Genomic DNA, 18,771 nt, shown 5'->3' on the forward strand with positions numbered 1-18,771 from the left:
TCCTTGCACGCCGGCCTGCCGGGCCTCGTCCTAGACTGGCCCAACGCGTCGGTCCCGGTCGAACATGCCGCCACGGCGCGGCCCATGTGAGAGTCAATCAGGAGACAAAAGTGAGCTACAGGAAATTCATCTCCGGCGTGCTGTTCGGACTGGTCGCGGCGCTGGGCACGGCCCAGGCGCAACAGCCCATCCGCATCGTCGTCCCCTTCGCCGCGGGCGGCGGCACCGACCAGTACGTCCGCATCCTCGCGGCCGAGCTCACCAAGCGGGGCACGCAGGTCATCGTCGACAACAAGCCCGGCGCCAGCGGCATCGTCGCCGCCGACTTCGTGGCCCGCTCCCGCCCGGACGGGAACACCGTGCTGGTGTCGTCGCTGGGCACGCTCGCCAACAACACCATCCTGTACGAGAAGCTGCCCTACGACCCGAAGAAGGACTTCGCGCCGGTCTCGCAGATCGCCTACCAGCCCGCGATCATCGTCGGGCGGGCCGACCTGCCCTACAAGAACATCCGCGAGATGGTCGCTTACGCCAAGGCCAACCCCGGCAAGATCAACCGCGGTTCGCCGGGCGCGGCAATCCTGACCAACCTCGCGCCCCTGAACTTCGAGAAGAACAACGGCTTCAGCACGACCCACATCCCCTTCAATGGCGATGCCCCCGCGGTCCAGGCGCTGCTGAGCGGCGATATCGACATCCATGGCACGTCCATCACGGGCTCGCTGCCCCATGTGCGCAGCGGCAAGCTCCGGGTGCTGGGCGTCATGGACAGCAAGAGGATGCCCCAGGTGCCGGACGCACCGACCTTCAAGGAACTGGGCTACGACCTCGAGGCCACCCTGTGGTATTCGCTCTCGGTGCCCTCCGGCACGCCGAAGGAAGCGATCGAGCGCCTGAACCGCGCCGTCAACCAGGTGATCGCCGATCCGGAGTTCGTCGAGCGCGCCCGGGCCGTCGGCATGGAGCCGCGTGGCGGCAGCCCGGAGGATCTCGCGACGTTCGTCAACGCCGAGTTCAATCGCTGGGTGCCGCTGCTGCAGAGCCTGAACCTGCCGAAGCAGGCGCACTGAGGAAGCGTCCGGGCCCAGGTCGGGTAGTCTCGCCCCCATCGACATTGCGATGGAGGCGGTGGACATGTACCTGGAACAAGGCGGCGAAGGCCCGGACCTGCTGCTCATGCTGCATGGGATGGGTGCGACGGGGGCCGTGTGGTCGCCCCTGTGCGCAGAGGCCGGCAGTCGCTGGGCGGGCCGGTGGATCGCGCTGGACCTGCCCGGCCACGGGCAATCCGATCGCCAGGACGCCTACGCCATCGGCCAGACCGCCGCGGCCGTGGCACGCGCCGTCCTGCCGCAGGTCGATCCCGCAGGCCGGCTCGTGGTGCTCGGACACTCGCTGGGCGGGGTCATCGGGCTCGCCCTGGCCACCGGCTGGTTCGGCCTCACGCCGCACCGCGTCTTCGGGGTCGGCATCAAGATCGCATGGAGCGACGATGAGCTCCGCCGCATGGAGACCCTGGCATCCCAGCCCGCCAGGAACTTCTCCACGGAAGAAGAAGCGTGGCAGCGCTACCTGAAGGTCTCAGGCCTCGCAGGGATCGCCGACGCAGCAGCCCCCGCGGTCGCGCGGGGCATCCAACGCAGCGCCGAGGGGTGGCGTCTCGCCATGGACCCTCGCGCCCATGCCGTCGGCAAGCCGCCGATGTCGGCGCTGATGGCGCTGGCCCGCTGCCCGGTCCATCTGGGCCGCGGGCGCGATGACGCGCTGGTCACGCTGGAGCAAATGCGCGCGCTCGATCCCGAGGCCTCGGACCTGGGGCCGCATGGCCACAACGTGATGGTCGAAGCGCCCGCACGGGTGTGGGACTGGGTCGCTTCGTTCACGTGAAGCCAGTGCGATCGAGGCCGTCACCGGATCATCGGGAGCCTGGATTGCCTCGCGCCACCAAGTGCTCCATCAATGCGCGCGCGGCAAGCGAGAGCTGATCGGCTTCGCGAAAGCACACCACGAACCGGCGCTCGGCCCAGGCTTCGGCCAGCGGGATGACAGCCAGCCCGTCGCCGGCGCCTTGCCGTTCGACCACTTCCCGCGGTACCAGGCTGATGGCCAGGCCCGCGCGCACCACGTGCAGCGCGGCTTCGAAGTTGCTGACGACGATGCGATGGACCAGCGTGCGCCCCAGCTGTGCGGCGGCACGTTGCAGCATCACGTGCAAGGCGCTGTTGGCCCGCAGGCCGACGTGCTCGTGATCGAGCGTCTGCTCGAAGCGCAGGCTCTTGCGCCTGGCCAGCGGGTGCGCGGACGGCACCACGATGCACAGGTGGTCGCTGCGGTAGGGCCGTGCCTGCAACGATCCAAGCTCGACCACGTCCCAGCACACACCCAGCGACGCCATGCCCTCGTGCACGCCACGCACGACCTCGGGGCTGATCCGCTCCTCCATGTCCACCTGAATGGTGCGATGCGCCCGCATGTTCAGGAAGGCGGCCACGTCGCCGGCCAACGACTCCGTCATCGCGGAAATGCTGGCCAGCATGCGCACTTGACCGTGCGCGCCCGCCACGTAGCTTTCCATGTCGCGCTCGATGCGCGCCGCGCCGTCGAGCATGCTGCGCGCATGTTCCAGCAGCGTCTGGCCCGCCGCTGTCGGCACGACTCCGTGCCGCTTGCGTACCAGGAGTGGCGTGCGCACCTGGTGCTCGAGCTGCGCCAGTCGCTTGCTGATGGCCGAGCCGACGATGCTTGCCCGCTCTCCCGCGCGGGACATGTTGCCGGTCTCGCAGACGGCAACGAAGAGACGCAGCGTGGTGAGGTCGAAGTCGCGCAAGATGTTCCCGTTTGGAACTCTGGTGTTCCCAAATAGCGAAGATTTGTCGAGTGGGAAATTCTAGACTTGCCGCTCCGATGAACGCAATGGCGCCCGCGCCAACAAGGAGACCCGCCTGATGCCCTCTTCCACCCTGCCCCGCCAGGTCTCGATTCGCGAGACGGGCCTGCGCGACGGCCTGCAAAGCATCGCCCGCGTCGTGCCCACGGCCGCCAAGCTCGAATGGATTCGCGACGCCTACGCCGCCGGCCAACGCGAGATCGAGGTCGGCTCCTTCGTGCCGCCTCGGCTGCTGCCGCAGTTGGCCGACACGGCCGAAGTGCTGGCCTTCGCGAGGAGCTTGCCGGGCCTCAGAGCCTCGGTGCTGGTGCCCAACTTCAAGGGCGCCGAGCGCGCGATGGACTGCGAAGCCGAGCTCATGCTGCTGCCGCTCTCGGCCAGCCATGCCCATAGCCTCGCCAACCAGCGCAAGACGCCCGACGAGGTGGTGCAGGACTTCGCGCGTATCCGCGAGGCGCGCGACGCGCGGGGCTCGAAGACCTTGATCGAGGTCGGCATCAGCACCGCCTTCGGCTGCACGATCCAGGGGCGGGTCGAACCGGCGGAGGTCGTGCGCCTCGTCAAGGCCGTGCTGGACGCCGGCGCCGACGCGGTGAGCCTGGCCGACACCGTGGGCTACGCCGACCCGGCGATGGTGCGCTCGCTCTTCGAACTGGTGCTGCCGGTCGCGGGCGACAAGTTGAACTGCGGGCATTTTCACGACACGCGCGGCATGGGCATGGCCAACGTGTATGCCGCGCTGGAACTCGGCATCAGCCGCTTCGACGCATGCCTCGGCGGCATTGGCGGCTGCCCGCATGCGCCGGGCGCGAGCGGCAACGTCGCCACCGAAGACCTGGCCTACATGCTGGCCAGCATGGGCATCGAGTCGGGGCAGGACTTCGATGCGCTGCTCGAGCTTCGAAAGAAGGTGGCGAACTGGCTGGAAGGTGAAAGCCTGCACGGCACGCTCTGGCGCGCCGGCCTTCCCAAGACCATGAAGCAGGAACAGCCCGCATGAGCGAAGAAAGCAACGAGCTTGCGCAGCCCTTGAAGGGCCTGCGCGTCGTCGAGTTCACCCACATGGTGATGGGCCCCACCTGCGGCATGGTGCTGGCGGACCTGGGCGCGGAGGTCATCAAGATCGAACCGGTGAACGGCGACCACAGCCGCCGGCTGCTGGGTGCGGGGGCGGGCTTCTTCCCGATGTTCAACCGCAACAAGAAGAGCATCGGCATCGATCTGCACAGCGCCGAAGGAGCGGAAACCGCACGGCGCCTGGCCGCGACGGCCGACGTGGTGGCCGAGAACTTCAAGCCGGGCACCATGGCCAAGTACGGCCTGGACTACGCTGCCCTGTCCAAGGTGAACCCGCGCATCATCTACGCCAGCCACAAGGGCTTCCTGCCCGGCCCGTACGACCATCGCACCGCCCTCGACGAGGTCGTGCAGATGATGGGAGGCCTGGCCTACATGACCGGCAGGCCGGGCGACCCGCTGCGGGCCGGCACCAGCGTCAACGACATCATGGGCGGCCTGTTCGGCGCCATCGCCGTCCTGGGCGCACTCATCCAGCGCGGCATCAGCGGCCGCGGCATGGAAGTGCAATCCGCCCTGTACGAGAACAACGTGTTCCTGATGGGCCAGCACATGCTGCAGTTCGCGATGACAGGCAAGCACCCGGCACCCATGCCGGCACGCGACAACCCTTGGGCCGTGTACGACGTGTTCACCGTCAAGGACGGCGAGCAGATCTTCCTGGCTGCCGTGAGCGATGCGCAGTGGACGGCGTTCTGCGACGCGCTCGGCTTTGCCGACCTGAAGGCGCAGCCGGAACTGTCCACCAACAACGAGCGCATCGCGCACCGGCCGCGGCTGCTCGAGACCATCGGCAAGCGCATCGCCCATCGCAGCGCGGCAGAGCTCGCGCAGGCCATGGAGAAGGCCGGCCTGCCCTTCGCGCCGATCCGCCGGCCCGAGGAGCTCTACGACGACGAGCATCTGCTCGCGACCGGCGGCCTGGCCGACATGCAACTGCCCGACGGCCCGAAGGCGGGGCAGACCGTGAAGACCACGCTCTTCCCCATCACCTTGCAGGGCCGGCGCCTGGGCGTGCGAATGAGCCCACCCAAACTGGGCGAGCACACCGCAGGGCTGCTCAAGGAAATGGGCTATGGCGACGCCGACGTGGAAGGCCTACGATCCCGAAACGTCGTGGCATGAATCACCGCTCTCGCGGACAGGCTTGCAAGACGGAAGGAGACAACATGATTTCGAGACAGAACTTCTCGCGCCGCTCGGTCCTGGCGGGCTCGGTGGCCGCCGCGGTCGCGATGGGTGCGTGGCCGCTTGCCGCGCGCGCCCAATCCGGCACGGTGCGCTTCATCCTGCCCAACGCCACCGGATCGGGCGTGGACACGATCACGCGGGCGGCGCAGCCCGCGCTCTCCAAGGCCTTCAACGCCTCGGTGGTGGTCGACAACCAGCCCGGCGCGGGCGGCGTGGTCGGACTGCAGGCGCTCGCGCGCTCCGCACCCGATGGGAACACGCTGTCGATCGTGTCGAACAACGTCGTGATCTTCCCCAGCGTGCTCAAGTCGCTGCCCTTCGACATGCCGGGCGACTTCACGCCCATTGCCGTGGTCGGCGCCACGCCGATGGTGCTGGTGGTCAACCCGTCCAAGGTGCCGGCGACCAACAGCAAGGAGTTCATTGCGCTGCTCAAGAGCAAGCCGGGCGCGCTCAACTTCGCCTCGGGTGGCAACGGCACCATCCTGCACCTCGCGACCGAGCTGTTCCTGGAGCAGGCCGGCGTGAGCGCCAAGCACATCCCCTACAAGGGCGTGGGCCCGATGGTGACCGACCTCATCGGCGGACAGGTCGAGTTCGGCACCGCCGCCCTGCCCAGCATCCAGGCGCACATCAAGAGCGGCGCGCTGCGCGCGATCGGCGTGCTCACGGCACAGCGCACGCCGGCCGCACCGGAAATCCCCACCTTCGCCGAGCAGGGGCTGCCGAATTTCGTGGTGGACGCCTGGTTCGCCGTCATCGGCCCCAAGGGCCTGAGCCCCGCCCACGTGAAGAAGGCGCACGATGCGGTGGTCGCCGCTTTCGACGATCCTGCCGTGCGGGAGGCGATGACCAAGCAGGGCAACACGATCTCCATCGGCACGCCCGAGCAGGCGCAGGCGACCTTCCGCAGCGAGCTGGCGAAGTACGCGGCGCTGGTCAAGAAGGCGGGCATCGAGCCGCAGTGACGCCGGTCGCGGCCGCGGTCACGGTCGCAGCGATGGGATCGATCACTCGGCGCGCGCAGTGGCCAATCCCTCCAGATGCGCGAGCAGCAGCTTCGCCGCCGGCGACAGCTTCTCCGCATCGCGAAAGCACAGTGCGAACCTGCGCTTGGCCCAGGCGTCCGACAGCTGCACCACCTTCACGCCGAAGCTCTCCGCGACCGGCTCTGCAACCTCGCGCGGCACCACCGCGATGCCGAGGTTCGCGCGCACGCAGCGCAGCGATGCGTCGAAGGTGCTGACCACCGCGCGGTAGCTGATCGGGTGGCCGATGATGGCCGCCGCGCGTGCCAGCATCGTGTGCACCGCGGTGGACGCGGGCAGGCCCACGTGGTCGAACTCCAGCGTTTGCTCGAACGCGCAGCGGCTGCGCCGCGCAATCGGATGCGAAGGGTGCGCCACGATCGCGAGGTGGTCGTGGCGGTAGCCGCGCGTCTGCAGCCCCTCCAGGTCGGCGGTATCCCAGCACACCCCCACCGGCGCCACGCCTTCGCGCAAGCCGCGCACCAGGTCGCGGCTGATCGCCTCCTCGATGTCGATGCGGATGTCCCGGTGCGCGGGCACCTGCAGGAAGTTCGCGATGTCGTCCGGCAGGAACTCCGCGATGGAAGACACCGTCGCCAGCACGCGGACCTGGCCCTGGATGCCCTTGCCGTAGGCCGCCATGTCGCGCGCCACGCGATCCGCGCCGGCCAGGATCGCGCGTGCGTGCTCCAGGAGGATTTCCCCGGCGGCGGTGGGCATCACGCCGCGCCGGCGCCGTTCGAGCAGCACGTTGCCGACCGAGTCCTCGAGCTGCAGCAGCCGCTTGCTGATCGCGGACGCCACGATGTTGTGGATCTCGGCGGCACGGGCGATGTTGCGGGTCTCGCACACCGTCAGGAACAGGCGCAGGGTGGTCAGGTCGAGATCGCGCATGGGTGCCTTCTTTTGACGTTCCGATACGGAACGCCCAGCGTTCCAATCTACCGCTTTCCTAATGGGTTGGGAATCCCTAAAGTCTCCCCATGGCGCCGCACCGTGCGCCAAAGCCAGGAGACAAGTCGATGATTTCTTCCAGCAGCCGGCTGCCGCGCAGCGCCGTCATTCGCGAAGTGGGCCTGCGCGATGGCCTGCAAAGCATCGCGACCATCCTTCCGAGCGAGCACAAGCGTGAATGGATTCGCGCCGCCTACGACGCCGGGCAGCGCGAGATCGAGGTCGGCTCCTTCGTCCCGGCGCGCCTGCTGCCGCAGCTGGCCGACACGGCCGAGCTCGTGGCCTTCGCGAAAACGCTGCCCGGTCTCTTCGTGTCGGTGCTGGTTCCCAATCTGCGCGGTGCGGAGAACGCCATCGCCGCCGAAGCCGACCTGATGATCGTGCCGTTGTCCGCCAGCCACGCCCACAGCCTGGCCAACCTGCGCAAGACGCCCGACGACGTGGTCGCCGAGCTGAGAAGGATCCGCGCCGCCCGCGACGCCGCGGGCTCGAAGACGCTGATCGAGGGCGGTGTCGGCACCGCCTTCGGCTGCACGATCCAGGGCCGCGTGGAGAAGAGCGAAGTGCTGCGCCTCATGCAGGCGCTGCTCGACGCCGGCGCCGACCGCGTGAGCATCGCCGACACGGTCGGCTATGCCGATCCGGGCATGGTGCGCGACCTGTTCGAGGACGCCGTGAAGATCGCCGGCGACCGCTTCTGGTGCGGCCACTTCCACGACACGCGCGGGCTCGGCCTGGCCAACGTCTATGCCGCGCTCGAAGTCGGCGTGGCCCGCTTCGACGCCTGCCTCGCCGGCATCGGCGGCTGCCCGCACGCGCCGGGCGCAAGCGGCAACGTCTCGACCGAAGACCTCGCCTACATGCTCGGCAGCATGGGCATTGCCACCGGCGTCGACATCGAGCAGCTCCTGGCCCTGCGCGCCCGGGTGGCGCAATGGCTCGCCGGCGAAACGCTGCACGGCTCGCTGTGGCAGGCCGGACTGCCCAAGACTTTCGGCCTTGCCGCGCAGACGGCGGCAGCTTGATCCTCTCTGAAACAACCACCTCATGACAACCACCGCCCAACCCCTTCCCCTCGCCGGCGTCCGCGTCCTGGAGTTCACCCACATGGTCATGGGCCCGACCTGCGGCATGATCCTGGCCGACCTCGGCGCCGAAGTGATCAAGGTCGAGCCTCCGGGCGGCGACAAGACGCGCAAGCTGCCGGGCCTCGGCATCGGCTTCTTCCGCTCCTTCAACCGCAACAAGAAGAGCGTGGTCATCGACATCGGCACCGACGAGGGCCGCGCCACGGCCGCGGAACTGGCCGGCGAATGCGACGTGGTGCTGGAGAACTTCCGCCCCGGCCTGATGGCCGCCTTCGGGCTCGACTACGAGACGCTGTCGAAGAAGTATCCGAAGCTCATCTACGTCACGCACAAGGGCTTTCTGCCCGGCCCCTACGAGAACCGGCTCGCGCTCGACGAAGTGGTGCAGATGATGGGCGGACTCTCCTACATGACCGGCCCCGAGGGCCGCCCGCTGCGCGCGGGCACCTCGGTCAACGACATCATGGGCGGCATGTTCGGCGCCATCGGCGTGCTGGCCGCGCTGCGCGAGCGCGAGCGCACCGGCAAGGGGCAGGAGGTGCAGAGCGCGTTGTTCGAGAACTGCGTGTTCCTGTCGTCCCAGCACATGCAGCAGTTCGCCATGACGGGCGAGGCGCCGCCGCCGATGCCCTCGCGCGTGTCGGCCTGGAGCGTGTACGACGTCTTCACGCTGGCCGACGGCGAACAGCTCTTCATCGGCGCGGTGAGCGACAAGCAGTTCCTCACGCTGTGCCGCGTGATCGAGGCGCCCGAGCTCGCTGCCGACCCGGCCCTTGCAAACAACGCGCTGCGCGTCGCGGTGCGCCCCGCCCTGCTCGGGCGCTTGGCCGAAAACCTGAAGCACCACCGCGTCGAGGAGCTGTCGCCCAAGCTCGAGGCCGCGGGCATCCCCTACGCGCCCATCATGCGGCCCGACCAGCTCATGAGCGATCCGCACCTGAAGGCCAGCGGCGGCCTCGTGCCGATGGAAACCGACGACGGCAGCATGACCGACGTGGTGCTCCTTCCCCTGCTGATGGGCGGGCGCCGCCCCGGTGTGCGCAGTGCCCTGCCGAGCGTCGGCCAGCACACCGAGGAGGTGCTCTCGGGCCTCAAGAGCCACGCTCCCGCCTGACGTCCGCCACCCGCCACCCGCAACCCCAATTCAAAGAGACAAACGAATGACCCACGCAATCCAACGCCGCAGCTGCGCTGCATTCTTCGCCACGCTGGCCCTCTTCGGCACCGGCGCCATGGCTCAAGCTTCGGACAAGCCGCTTCGCGTCGTCCTGCCGGTGGGCGCCGGCTCCGGCGTCGACACCATCATGCGGGCCGCCGCCCCCTCGCTGACCAAGGCGCTGGGCGGCCAGGGGGTGGTCATCGAGAACCTGCCCGGTGCCGGCGGCATCACGGGCGCATCGGTGATCGTCCGCGCGCCCGCCGACGGGCAGACGATCGGCGTGGTGTCGAACAACCACGTCGTGAACCCCAGCGTGTTCAAGAAGATGCCCTTCGACGCGGTCAACGACATCACGCCCATCTCGGTGGTGGGCGCCACGCCCTTCGTGCTGGTGGTCAACCCCAAGGTGCCGGCGAAGAACGCGAAGGAACTGCAGGCGATGCTCAAGGCCAAGCCCGAGGCCTACAACTACGCGTCCTCCGGCAACGGCACCATCCTGCACCTGGCCGCCGCGATGTTCCTCGACGCGGCGGGCGCGGAGGCACGCCACATCCCCTACAAGGGCGTCGGCCCGATGGTGGCCGACATCATCGGCGGGCAGGTCGAGATGGGCGTGCTCGCGGTGCCCGCCGTGCAGGGGCAGCTCAAGGCTGGATCGCTGCGGGCCATCGGCGTGATGGGCAAGACGCGCGTGCCCTCGCTGCCCGATGTGCCCACCCTGGCCGAGCAGGGCTTCCCCACGGTCGACATCGGCGGATGGTTCGCCGTGGTCGGCCCCGCCAAGCTGCCGCCTGCCGAGGTCAAGCGCCTGCATGCCGCGGTCGTCGCCGCCTTCGCGACGCCCGAGACCAAGGATGCTATGGCCAAGCAGGAGAACATCATCAACCCGATGACGCCCGAGGCCTCGCTGCAGTTCTTCAAGACGGAACAGGAGCGCTATGCAGCACTGGTCAAGAAGGCCAACATCACGGCTGACTGAGCCGCACACGTCCCCTACCTTTACGGAGCGCCCATGACCGATCTGTTCGAAAACCCAATGGGGCTGCAAGGCTTCGAGTTCGTCGAATTCGCCGCCCCCGTGCCCAACACGCTCGAACCCTTCTTCGAGCAACTCGGCTTCGTGCAGGTCGCCAAGCACCGCTCGAAGGATGTGGTGCTCTACCGCCAGGGCGACATCAACTTCATCGTCAACCGCGAACCGAACAGCCCGGCGGCCTACTTCGCCGCGGAGCACGGCCCCTCGGCCTGCGGCATGGCCTTTCGCGTGAAGGACTCGCACAAGGCCTATGCGCGGGCACTGGAACTCGGCGCCCAGCCGATCGAGATCGCCACCGGGCCGATGGAGCTGCGCCTGCCCGCGATCAAGGGCATCGGCGGCGCGCCGCTCTACCTCATCGACCGCTTCGAGGACGGCAAGTCGATCTACGACATCGACTTCGAGTTCATCGAGGGCGCGGAGCGACATCCGGCGGGCCATGGCCTCAAGGTGATCGACCACCTGACGCACAACGTCTACCGCGGCCGCATGGGCTACTGGGCCAATTTCTACGAGAAGCTCTTCAACTTCCGTGAGATCCGCTACTTCGACATCCAGGGCGAGTACACCGGCCTGACCTCGAAGGCGCTGACGGCGCCGGACGGCAAGATCCGCATTCCGCTGAACGAGGAATCCTCCAAGGGCTCGGGCCAGATCGAGGAGTTCCTCATGAAGTTCAACGGCGAAGGCATCCAGCACATCGCACTGCTGAGCGACAACCTGATCGACACCATCGACCAGCTGGGGCTTGCCGGCGTGCCGCTGATGACCGCCCCCAACGACATCTACTACGAGATGCTGGAGACGCGGCTGCCCGGCCACGGCCAGCCCGTGCCCGAACTGCAGGCAAGGGGCATCCTGCTGGACGGCAGCACCGAGGGCGGACGGCCGCGCCTGCTGCTGCAGATCTTCTCGCAGACGGCGTTCGGAAGCCCGGTCTTCTTCGAGTTCATCCAGCGCAAGGGCGATGATGGTTTCGGCGAAGGCAACTTCAAGGCGCTGTTCCAGTCGATCGAGCGCGACCAGGTGCGCCGCGGCGTGCTGAAGACAGACGGCCCCGGCACGCCATGAACAACCGCCTCGATGACACCCATGCCGCCGATCTGAAGAGCTGGCTCGCCTCGGCCGACGATCCGGCGACCGAGTTCCCGATCCAGAACCTGCCCTTCGGCCGGTTTCGCCGCGAAGAGGACAGCGGCCTGTGCATCGGGAGTACCAGCCCGATCCACGGCTGCAACCTGCGCGCGGGCGACCTCTTCGGCTCGGGCACCCTGTCGGGCCCCGAGCCGGACCAGGGCGGTTCGCTGCTCGAGTTGAGCAGCGGCGGCAAGCAGCCGATCCGTCTTGCCAACGGCGAGACGCGCACCTTCCTCGAGGATGGCGACACGGTCATCCTGCGCGGCTACAGCCAGCGCGAGGGCTTCAGGCGCATCGGCTTCGGCGAGTGCCGGGGCGCCGTGCTGCCCGCGCGATAAAAGCTTGCATCGGGCCGTGCGCATGAAGTGCGCGTTCGAGTCGAACGTCCGGGCGTTGGCCGAGCTGCGCGCGCTGGCACACAGCGCGGGCTGTCGTTTGCGCTGGAGCCCCTGAGCGCAAGCGGCGCTTGATTGGTGCGCGCCAGGAAACACCGCGGGCACCTCTGCGAGGCTACCGGCGGCAGTCGCACAAACCTAGGATCTGTTCCGGCGCCAACCCTGCAACCCAACGCCCCTTCGGGGCCCCGGAAGGACCCATCATGAAGATCGTCGTCATCGGAGGCACGGGCCTCATCGGCAGCAAGCTCGTCAACAACCTGCGCGCGCTCGACCACGAAGCCATCGCCGCGTCGCCCGCGTCCGGCGTCAACACCATCACGGGCGAGGGCCTGGCCGAGGTGCTTGCCGGCGCCCAGGTCGTGGTCGATGTCGCCAACTCACCCTCCTTCGAGGACAAGGCCGTGCTCGAGTTCTTCCAGACCTCCGGCCGCAACCTGCTGGCCGCCGAGGAGAAAGCGGGCATCAAGCACCACGTCGCCCTGTCCGTGGTGGGCACGGACCGTCTCGCCGAGAGCGGCTACTTCCGCGGCAAGATCGCGCAGGAGAAGCTCATCCGGGAATCGAAGATCCCCTACACCATCGTCCACTCGACCCAGTTCTTCGAGTTCCTGGGCGGGATCGCGCAGTCGGGAACCGACGGGAACACGGTGCGCCTGTCGCCCGCCTTCGTGCAGCCGATCGCCTCGGACGACGTGGCTGCCGCGATGGTCGAGTTCACGCTGGGCGCACCCCGCAACGGCGTGGTCGAGATCGCGGGGCCCGAGCGCGTGCGCCTGTCGGAGCTGGTCCAGCGCTACCTTTCGAAGACGAAGGACCCGCGCACCGTCGTGCCGGATGTGCATTCGCGCTACTTCGGCGCCGAGCTCAAGGACGACACGCTCGTGCCGGGCGAGAACCCGCGCATCGGCAAGCTCGGCTTCGATGCGTGGTTCGCGCTGCCGAAGCCGGCACGCTGAAGGGCGCTGCCCTCCCGCTGAAAGAGCCGCCTCCGGTCGCACTGCTGGACAAGGTCGATGGGTCGGGCTTCCCCTTCCAAGGACCATGATGACCTCACAACCCGCGCTCTCCAGACGCCGCCTGCGCGCGGGCGCGTCGTTGTGCCTTGCCCTGCTGTCGTCCGGCTGCACGGTAGGCCCGGCGTTCGTGAGGCCCGAGAACGGATTGCACGAGATCGCATTGAGCCCCAGGGCGGACTACGCCGGTGCCGCACAGCCTTCCGGATCCGAGGTTGCGCCTCAATGGTGGAACTTCTTCAACGACCCGCTGCTGACCGAGCTGCAAGGGCGTGCGCAAGCTGCCAATCTCGATCTGCAAGTCGCGGCCGCCCGCATCGAGCAGGCTCGTGCGCAGCTGGGCATTGCCTCGGCGGAGCGGCTGCCCAGCGTGGGGGCAGGCGCCAGCTACTCGCGCGAGGCACTCAGCGAACACGGCAAGTTCGCCGCGCTGGGCGCACCGACCACGCCCAGCGACTTCTGGCAGCTGGGCTTCGATGCCAGCTGGGAGATCGATCTGTGGGGCCGCATCCGGCGCGCGCGCGAAGGGGCCGCGGCCACGCTGGACGCGGCGGTGTACGAGCGCGAAGCGACGCGCGTGAGCCTTGCGGCCGAAGTGGCTCGAAGCTATCTGCAGCTGCGCGGAACGCAGGCGCAGCTGGACATCGCGCAACAGAATCGAGTCGTCGCGGAACGCACGCTCGGCCTGGCCGACAGCCGCGAGCGCAACGGGGTCGCCACGCGCTTCGAGACCTCGTCGGCTCGCGCGCAGCTGGCGACGATCAAGGCCCTGGTGCCCGAGCTGATCCAGCGCCGCAATGCCCAGATGAACGCGCTGGCATCGTTGCTGGGCGAACCGCCGCGCGCCATCGATGCGCAGCTGCGCAACGCCCTGCCCTTGCCCACGCTGCCGATCGATGTGCCGGTCGGTGTCCCGTCCGAGCTGGCGCGCAGGCGGCCGGACATCCTGCGCGCCGAAGCGCAGCTCCATGCCGCGACGGCCGCCATCGGCGTGGCGAAGGCCGAGTTCTATCCGCGCATCAGCCTGAGAGGCCGCGTGGGCGTCGAAGCCTTCGAGTTCGGCGATCTCGGCAGCTGGGACTCGCGGTTCTTCTCGGTGGGGCCGACGGTCTTCCTCCCCATCTTCCAGGGCGGCAGGCTGACCCAGCGGCTGGCGCTGAACGAGGCGCAGCAAAAAGCGGCCGCCCTTGCCTACAGGCAGACGGTGCTGCGCGCCTGGCACGAAGTGGACAACGCGCTGGATGCCTGGGCGGCCCAGCAGCATCAGCACGCCGAGTTGCGGGTCTCGTACGAGCAAAGCAGCGAGGCGCTGCGGGTTGCCGAGCGCGGATACCAAGAGGGCGCGGCCGACTACCTGAGCGTGCTGACCGCGCAGCGCAACCTGCTGGCCAGCCAGACCAGCCTGAATGCCAGCGCGACAGGCGCCACGCTCACCCTCGTCAACCTCTACAAGTCGCTGGGCGGCGGCTGGGACCCGGCGGAGGCCAGGCCATGACCAGCACCACCTTGCCGGCGCGACCCGGCTCGCCCGTCGCCGAGGCTGCGCCTGCCAAGCCTTCTTCCGTGCGTCCCATGGCCGGCCTGCTCGGCATCTTCCTGGCCGCGATGATGTCGGGGCTGAACAATCGCGTCGGCGCGCTGGCGCTGGCCGACGTGCGCGGCGCCCTCGGCTTCGGCGTGGACGACGCGTCCTGGCTCTCCACCGCCTACACCGCCGGCGAACTGATCGCGATGCCGTTTGCGGCATGGTTCGCCGTCACCCTGTCGGTGCGCCGCTTTCACCTGTGGATGCTTGGCACCTGCATGGTGCTGGCCGTGCTGCTGCCCTTCGTCGAGGACTTGAACCTGCTGCTGGCCCTGCGCTTCCTGCAAGGCATCGGCAGCGGCACCCTGATCCCGATCCTGATGATGGCGGCCCTGAAGTTCCTGCCGCCGAACATTCGCCTGCATGGACTGGCGCTCTATGCGATGACCGCCACCTTCGCGCCCAACCTCTCGATCTGGCTGGCAGGCCAATGGACGGATGGCATTTCCGACTGGCGCTGGGTGTACTGGCAGATCGTTCCGCTGGCGGTCGTCGCCGGACTGCTCGTGACGTGGGGACTGTCGCGCGATGCGATCCAGATGGTGCGCTTCGGGCAGGCCAACTGGCTCGGCATGGCCATCGGCATCCCCGCGCTGTGCCTGATCACGGTCGCGCTCGACCAGGGGGTGCGCCTCGACTGGTTCAACTCGCCCTTGATCACGGTGGCGCTGCTGGGCGGCTTCGTGCTTCTGTTCGTCTACCTGTTGACCGAGTGGTATCACCCTTCGCCCTTCCTCAAGCTGCAGATCCTCGGGCGCCGCAACCTGGCGCTGGGTTGCACGCTCTTCGTCCTGCTGCTGGTGGTGCTGCTCTCCGGCTCGCTGTTGCCTGCCGCCTACCTGGGGCCGGCGCAGGACTACCGATCCATGCAGACGGCACCCATCGGCCTGATCGTGGCCTTGCCGCAACTGGTGCTCGGATCGGCAGTGGCCGTGCTGCTGTATCGGAAGTGGGTCGATGCACGGCTGGTGTTCTCGCTCGGGCTGGCCCTCATTGCGCTGGCATGCCTCGCCGGATCGCGATTGACGGCTGACTGGATCTGGGAGCAGTTCGCCATCGCACAGGCCTTGCAAGCCTTCGGCCAACCGATGGCCGTGGTGTCGATGCTTTTCTTGATAACCAGCGTCGTCCAACCCGAGGAAGGGCCTTACATATCCGGCACGATCAACGCACTGCGCGCCTTCGGCTCCTTGCTTGGCGCCGCCGTGGTCGGACAGTTCACGACGGTGCGTGCGCGCTTCCATGCCGAGATGCTGCTGGACCACGCCGGGCTGGTCGGCAACGCCCTTCCGAATCCGCCGGAACCGTCCCAGCTGATGAGCGTGATCGGCCCGCAATCGCTGGTGCTGTCCATCGCCGATGCCTACCGCGTGCTCGGCGTCCTGGCGTTGCTGATGATTCCGCTCGTGCTGCGGCTGACCCGCATCCCCGCGCCCGACCTGGGCGCTGCATCTCCCACTTCTTCCAACGGATGAACCGCCATGGCATTGCCGAAGACAGCCAGGATCACCAGTGCCGCACTGCTGCTCGCAGTCGTGATCGGCGGCGCGCTCTACCTGAACCGCCCCGCCTCCAGCGCATCCACGCAGTCCACGGATGACGCTTACGTGCAAGCCGACTTCACGACCGTGGCGCCCCAGGTGTCGGGAACGGTGGAGAAGGTCCTGATCGAAGACAACCAGCCCGTTAAGGCCGGCGACTTGCTCGCCACCATCGACGACCGTGATTTCGTCGTTGCCGTGAGCGCAGCGAAGGCCCAGGTCGAAGGTGCCAAGGCCACCATCGCCGGGCTGCAAGCGCGCTTGATGCTCCAGGAATCGGCGATCCGCCAGGCACAGGCCGCCGTGGAGGCGAACGACGCCTCGTTCAAGCTGGCCAAGACGAACCAGGCGCGCTATCGCAACCTCGCCGCGGACGGATCGGGCACCGTGCAGGCGCTGCAACAGGCCGAAGCGCAGTTGAGCATCCAGCTGGCGGCACGAGAGAAGGACCTGGCGGGACTGCAGGCCGCCCGTCAGCAGATCGGCGTGCTCAGGGCCGATCTCGAGAAGGCCAAGGCGGCACTTTCGCAGACGCAGTCTGCGCAGGACGCCGCGGAACTCAAGCTGTCCTATACGCGCGTCACGGCGCCGGTCGACGGGACGATCGGGCACAAATCGGTGCGCGTCGGGGCCTTCGTGAGCGCGGGAAAGCCGTTGCTGGCGATCGTTCCGCTCGACGCGGTCTACGTCGCCGCCAACTTCCGCGAAACGCAGCTGGCGCGCGTGCAGGCCGGCCACGCCGTGGACATCGAAGTCGATGCCTTGCCGGGCGAGGTGCTGAAAGGCGTGGTGGAAAGCCTGGGACCGGCCAGCGGCGCCAGCTACTCCGCCGTTGCGCCCCACAACGCCACGGGCAACTTCACGAAGATCGTGCAGCGGCTTCCCGTTCGCATCCGCATCGAACCCGGTCAAGCCGCGGCGGCCAGGCTGAGGGTCGGCATGTCCGTCACGCCGAAGATCCACGTCGATCAAAGGCCCGGCTCGGCGCCGGCGTGGACAGCACCCAACCTCTGACCCCCAAGCAGAAAGGAGCGCCTCCATGTCCATGGTCCAGCCATCGGTCGCCGAGAATCGGCGACACACCATCCTGAGCGAAGTGGCAGATGCCCTTCGGGCCGCGGACAGCGGGGTCAGGAGCATCGAGGCCGTCATCGCCACGACCGATCTCGGTGCCCAGGAGATCGCCGACGCGTTCGGCAACACCCACGGCCTCGTCATTGCCCTGGCGGAGATGCTCGCGGCCTCGATGCTGGAGCCGCTCGAGGGTTCCACGACGGCGGCGTCTTTCCGGCCCAAGCTCATTGCATTCGGCCATCGAGTCACGAACGTGCACTCGGCCGCGCAGCTGAAGCGCCTCTATCGAATCGCGCTCACCGAAGTCATCCGGAACACCGGCATCGGCCGTGACTTCTACAAGCACGGCCCGGGCTTGCTGACGGCCGAACTGGCCCGCTTCTTCGAGGCTGCACGGGCGGCCGGCATCGTGCTGGAAGAAGACAGCCACGCGCTGGCGAGCCACCTCCTGGCGCTGCTCAGGGCCAGCTTCGACCTTTCCGACACCTTTCCTTCCGACGTGTCGAAGGACTCGTCCCATGACCAGGGCGATGTCTCGCAGATCGTCGACCTGTTCTGCGCCGGTATTCACACAGGAGCCCAAAATGCACATGTCGCTCACTAAGCTGATCAGGGCCTTGGCGTCGAACACGGATCCCGTTCCGCGCGGAACCACCGATGGTCGCTCGCACGTTCCCGGCGTCCCGGACGAACTGGCGATGGAGATCGACGCCGACGGTTCGCCGATCACGGTCCATGAAGGCCATTGGTACGTCTGCTTTGTCCCTGGCCTGCAACGGCAATGGTGGCATCGCTTCACCAACCCCCAGCACAAGCACGTCTTCGCAATGCGGCTGGTCGACGACGACACATGGCTTCTCCTGGAGCCGTGGTGGACACGGATGATGGTCAACGTCCTGACGCTCGACGAAGCCATCAAGTTCCTGCGCTGGGGCGCCGTCGGCAACATCCTCAAGGTGCGCGAGGCGATTCCGGGGCAAGGCAGCCAGGCGCGCGGCTGGTCGAACTGCGCAGTGCTGGTTTCCTTTCTGCTCGGCCGCTCCTACTGGACGTGGACGCCCAACGGGCTCTATCGGCGGCTCCTGGCCGAGGCCGGCACGGAGCAGGTCGACCTGTCGCAGTTCCTGTGCGACCACTTCGAGCGCGTGGCGAACAAGAATGCCGACAAGGCCTTGAAGCTGCTGCCCAGGCGAGGCGACGAGCCGCTGGAGGAAGTCCTGCTGGCGCTTGGCACCGGCGTCATGAGTGCCATGACGTCGTCGTCGGCGATCAGCCTGTACAAGGCGGCGGTGTCCGATTCCAACCGATTCAAGGACGCCGCGGGCGCCTACTGGACCGCCGGGCCGCAGCGGGCGATCGACCGCATCTGCGAGGTGCTGGAGGACGCAAGGCGCCGCGGCGAAGTCGGCCTCGACGATTGCAGGCTTGCAGCGCGCCGGTTCGTGTCGATGCTGCGGGGGGACCTGCTGCTGGAGATCGTCTTCGGATTGCGGGCGTCGCCCAGTGCCATCGAGATTCACGTCCATGCATCGTCCGTCGTGGCAACGTTCCTGCGCGGCGCTTGTACGACGGGCAGATTGCAGCGTCTGCGTGTCGCATAGCT

General features: G+C 67.9%; 17 protein-coding genes and 1 pseudogene. 16 read left to right on the forward strand and 2 right to left on the reverse strand.

Annotated features, from left to right (window positions below):
• The first annotated feature begins 110 nt into the window (after nucleotides 1–110).
• Nucleotides 111–1,070: a Bug family tripartite tricarboxylate transporter substrate binding protein gene (locus tag AC3A6X_RS12420; protein WP_487842458.1), complete on the forward strand. Its 960-nt coding sequence runs from the start codon at nucleotides 111–113 to the stop codon at nucleotides 1,068–1,070.
• 64 nt (nucleotides 1,071–1,134) lie between these two features.
• On the forward strand, nucleotides 1,135–1,887 hold the full coding sequence (locus AC3A6X_RS12425) for an alpha/beta fold hydrolase (protein ID WP_487842459.1): 753 nt from the start codon (nucleotides 1,135–1,137) through the stop codon (nucleotides 1,885–1,887).
• A 28-nt stretch (nucleotides 1,888–1,915) separates the two neighbouring features.
• On the opposite strand, the gene AC3A6X_RS12430 is transcribed toward AC3A6X_RS12425, so the two are convergent.
• Nucleotides 1,916–2,827, reverse strand: coding sequence for a LysR family transcriptional regulator (locus AC3A6X_RS12430; RefSeq protein ID WP_487842460.1), 912 nt, complete (start codon nucleotides 2,825–2,827; stop codon nucleotides 1,916–1,918).
• Between the two features lie 118 nt (nucleotides 2,828–2,945).
• On the opposite strand from AC3A6X_RS12430, the gene AC3A6X_RS12435 reads away from it, so the two are divergent.
• From AC3A6X_RS12435 to AC3A6X_RS12445, 3 genes are read left to right on the forward strand one after another with little or no spacing between them, the layout of a single operon-like run.
• Nucleotides 2,946–3,887 (forward strand): hydroxymethylglutaryl-CoA lyase, encoded by a 942-nt coding sequence (locus tag AC3A6X_RS12435; protein ID WP_487842461.1) that lies wholly within the window; start codon nucleotides 2,946–2,948, stop codon nucleotides 3,885–3,887.
• Nucleotides 3,884–5,089, forward strand: a complete 1,206-nt coding sequence (locus tag AC3A6X_RS12440) for a CaiB/BaiF CoA transferase family protein (RefSeq protein ID WP_487842462.1) — start codon at nucleotides 3,884–3,886, stop codon at nucleotides 5,087–5,089. Before AC3A6X_RS12435 ends, AC3A6X_RS12440 begins: the two co-directional genes overlap by 4 nt.
• Nucleotides 5,090–5,133: 44 nt before the next feature.
• Complete coding sequence (locus AC3A6X_RS12445; RefSeq protein ID WP_487842463.1) at nucleotides 5,134–6,123, forward strand: Bug family tripartite tricarboxylate transporter substrate binding protein; 990 nt, start codon at nucleotides 5,134–5,136, stop codon at nucleotides 6,121–6,123.
• 42 nt (nucleotides 6,124–6,165) lie between these two features.
• Here the strand turns inward: AC3A6X_RS12445 and AC3A6X_RS12450 are convergent, their stop codons facing one another.
• Nucleotides 6,166–7,077, reverse strand: a complete 912-nt coding sequence (locus tag AC3A6X_RS12450) for a LysR family transcriptional regulator (protein WP_487842464.1) — start codon at nucleotides 7,075–7,077, stop codon at nucleotides 6,166–6,168.
• Between the two features lie 128 nt (nucleotides 7,078–7,205).
• Here AC3A6X_RS12450 and AC3A6X_RS12455 point away from each other — a divergent pair, with 128 nt between their 5' ends.
• The 11 genes and pseudogenes from AC3A6X_RS12455 to AC3A6X_RS12505 all read left to right on the forward strand — a co-directional run bounded on the left by AC3A6X_RS12455 (nucleotide 7,206) and on the right by AC3A6X_RS12505 (nucleotide 18,769).
• On the forward strand, nucleotides 7,206–8,162 hold the full coding sequence (locus tag AC3A6X_RS12455) for a hydroxymethylglutaryl-CoA lyase (RefSeq protein WP_487842465.1): 957 nt from the start codon (nucleotides 7,206–7,208) through the stop codon (nucleotides 8,160–8,162).
• Between the two features lie 22 nt (nucleotides 8,163–8,184).
• The gene (locus AC3A6X_RS12460) at nucleotides 8,185–9,339 is read left to right on the forward strand and encodes a CaiB/BaiF CoA transferase family protein (protein WP_487842466.1); all 1,155 of its coding nucleotides are present in this window, start codon (nucleotides 8,185–8,187) and stop codon (nucleotides 9,337–9,339) included.
• A gap of 46 nt (nucleotides 9,340–9,385) precedes the next feature.
• Nucleotides 9,386–10,363 (forward strand): Bug family tripartite tricarboxylate transporter substrate binding protein, encoded by a 978-nt coding sequence (locus AC3A6X_RS12465; protein WP_487842467.1) that lies wholly within the window; start codon nucleotides 9,386–9,388, stop codon nucleotides 10,361–10,363.
• Nucleotides 10,364–10,396: 33 nt separating this feature from the next.
• On the forward strand, nucleotides 10,397–11,491 hold the full coding sequence (hppD, locus tag AC3A6X_RS12470) for a 4-hydroxyphenylpyruvate dioxygenase (RefSeq protein ID WP_487842468.1): 1,095 nt from the start codon (nucleotides 10,397–10,399) through the stop codon (nucleotides 11,489–11,491).
• A gap of 152 nt (nucleotides 11,492–11,643) precedes the next feature.
• A pseudogene (locus AC3A6X_RS12475) lies at nucleotides 11,644–11,895 on the forward strand (fumarylacetoacetase); the annotation flags it as partial.
• Nucleotides 11,896–12,155: 260 nt separating this feature from the next.
• A complete protein-coding gene (locus tag AC3A6X_RS12480) occupies nucleotides 12,156–12,911 on the forward strand; it encodes an SDR family oxidoreductase (protein ID WP_487842469.1) in 756 nt (251 codons plus the stop codon).
• Nucleotides 12,912–12,999: 88 nt separating this feature from the next.
• Nucleotides 13,000–14,463, forward strand: coding sequence for an efflux transporter outer membrane subunit (locus tag AC3A6X_RS12485; protein WP_487842470.1), 1,464 nt, complete (start codon nucleotides 13,000–13,002; stop codon nucleotides 14,461–14,463).
• The gene (locus AC3A6X_RS12490; RefSeq protein ID WP_487842471.1) at nucleotides 14,460–16,028 is read left to right on the forward strand and encodes an MFS transporter; all 1,569 of its coding nucleotides are present in this window, start codon (nucleotides 14,460–14,462) and stop codon (nucleotides 16,026–16,028) included. The genes AC3A6X_RS12485 and AC3A6X_RS12490 overlap by 4 nt, the downstream gene beginning before the upstream one ends.
• 6 nt (nucleotides 16,029–16,034) lie before the next feature.
• A complete protein-coding gene (locus tag AC3A6X_RS12495; protein WP_487842472.1) occupies nucleotides 16,035–17,108 on the forward strand; it encodes an HlyD family secretion protein in 1,074 nt (357 codons plus the stop codon).
• A gap of 25 nt (nucleotides 17,109–17,133) precedes the next feature.
• Nucleotides 17,134–17,772 carry a TetR/AcrR family transcriptional regulator C-terminal domain-containing protein gene (locus AC3A6X_RS12500; RefSeq protein ID WP_487842473.1) on the forward strand — a complete coding sequence of 213 codons (639 nt, stop codon included), beginning with the start codon at nucleotides 17,134–17,136 and terminating at the stop codon, nucleotides 17,770–17,772.
• The gene (locus AC3A6X_RS12505; protein WP_487842474.1) at nucleotides 17,753–18,769 is read left to right on the forward strand and encodes a TetR/AcrR family transcriptional regulator C-terminal domain-containing protein; all 1,017 of its coding nucleotides are present in this window, start codon (nucleotides 17,753–17,755) and stop codon (nucleotides 18,767–18,769) included. Before AC3A6X_RS12500 ends, AC3A6X_RS12505 begins: the two co-directional genes overlap by 20 nt.
• Nucleotides 18,770–18,771 lie beyond the last annotated feature (2 nt).

The sequence above is a fragment of the Variovorax sp. Soil_C_12 genome (assembly GCF_057657375.1).

Bases quoted from the DNA above. Each gene is read 5' to 3' on its own strand.
- AC3A6X_RS12440 (WP_487842462.1), top strand. From the start codon at position 3,884: ATGAGCGAAGAAAGCAACGAGCTTGCGCAGCCCTTGAAGGGCCTGCGC.
- AC3A6X_RS12500 (WP_487842473.1), top strand. From the start codon at position 17,134: ATGTCCATGGTCCAGCCATCGGTCGCCGAGAATCGGCGACACACCATC.
- AC3A6X_RS12445 (WP_487842463.1), top strand. From the start codon at position 5,134: ATGATTTCGAGACAGAACTTCTCGCGCCGCTCGGTCCTGGCGGGCTCG.
- AC3A6X_RS12435 (WP_487842461.1), top strand. From the start codon at position 2,946: ATGCCCTCTTCCACCCTGCCCCGCCAGGTCTCGATTCGCGAGACGGGC.
- AC3A6X_RS12450 (WP_487842464.1), bottom strand. From the start codon at position 7,077: ATGCGCGATCTCGACCTGACCACCCTGCGCCTGTTCCTGACGGTGTGC.
- AC3A6X_RS12480 (WP_487842469.1), top strand. From the start codon at position 12,156: ATGAAGATCGTCGTCATCGGAGGCACGGGCCTCATCGGCAGCAAGCTC.
- AC3A6X_RS12490 (WP_487842471.1), top strand. From the start codon at position 14,460: ATGACCAGCACCACCTTGCCGGCGCGACCCGGCTCGCCCGTCGCCGAG.
- AC3A6X_RS12485 (WP_487842470.1), top strand. From the start codon at position 13,000: ATGACCTCACAACCCGCGCTCTCCAGACGCCGCCTGCGCGCGGGCGCG.
- hppD (WP_487842468.1), top strand. From the start codon at position 10,397: ATGACCGATCTGTTCGAAAACCCAATGGGGCTGCAAGGCTTCGAGTTC.
- AC3A6X_RS12425 (WP_487842459.1), top strand. From the start codon at position 1,135: ATGTACCTGGAACAAGGCGGCGAAGGCCCGGACCTGCTGCTCATGCTG.
- AC3A6X_RS12505 (WP_487842474.1), top strand. From the start codon at position 17,753: ATGCACATGTCGCTCACTAAGCTGATCAGGGCCTTGGCGTCGAACACG.
- AC3A6X_RS12455 (WP_487842465.1), top strand. From the start codon at position 7,206: ATGATTTCTTCCAGCAGCCGGCTGCCGCGCAGCGCCGTCATTCGCGAA.
- AC3A6X_RS12460 (WP_487842466.1), top strand. From the start codon at position 8,185: ATGACAACCACCGCCCAACCCCTTCCCCTCGCCGGCGTCCGCGTCCTG.
- AC3A6X_RS12495 (WP_487842472.1), top strand. From the start codon at position 16,035: ATGGCATTGCCGAAGACAGCCAGGATCACCAGTGCCGCACTGCTGCTC.
- AC3A6X_RS12465 (WP_487842467.1), top strand. From the start codon at position 9,386: ATGACCCACGCAATCCAACGCCGCAGCTGCGCTGCATTCTTCGCCACG.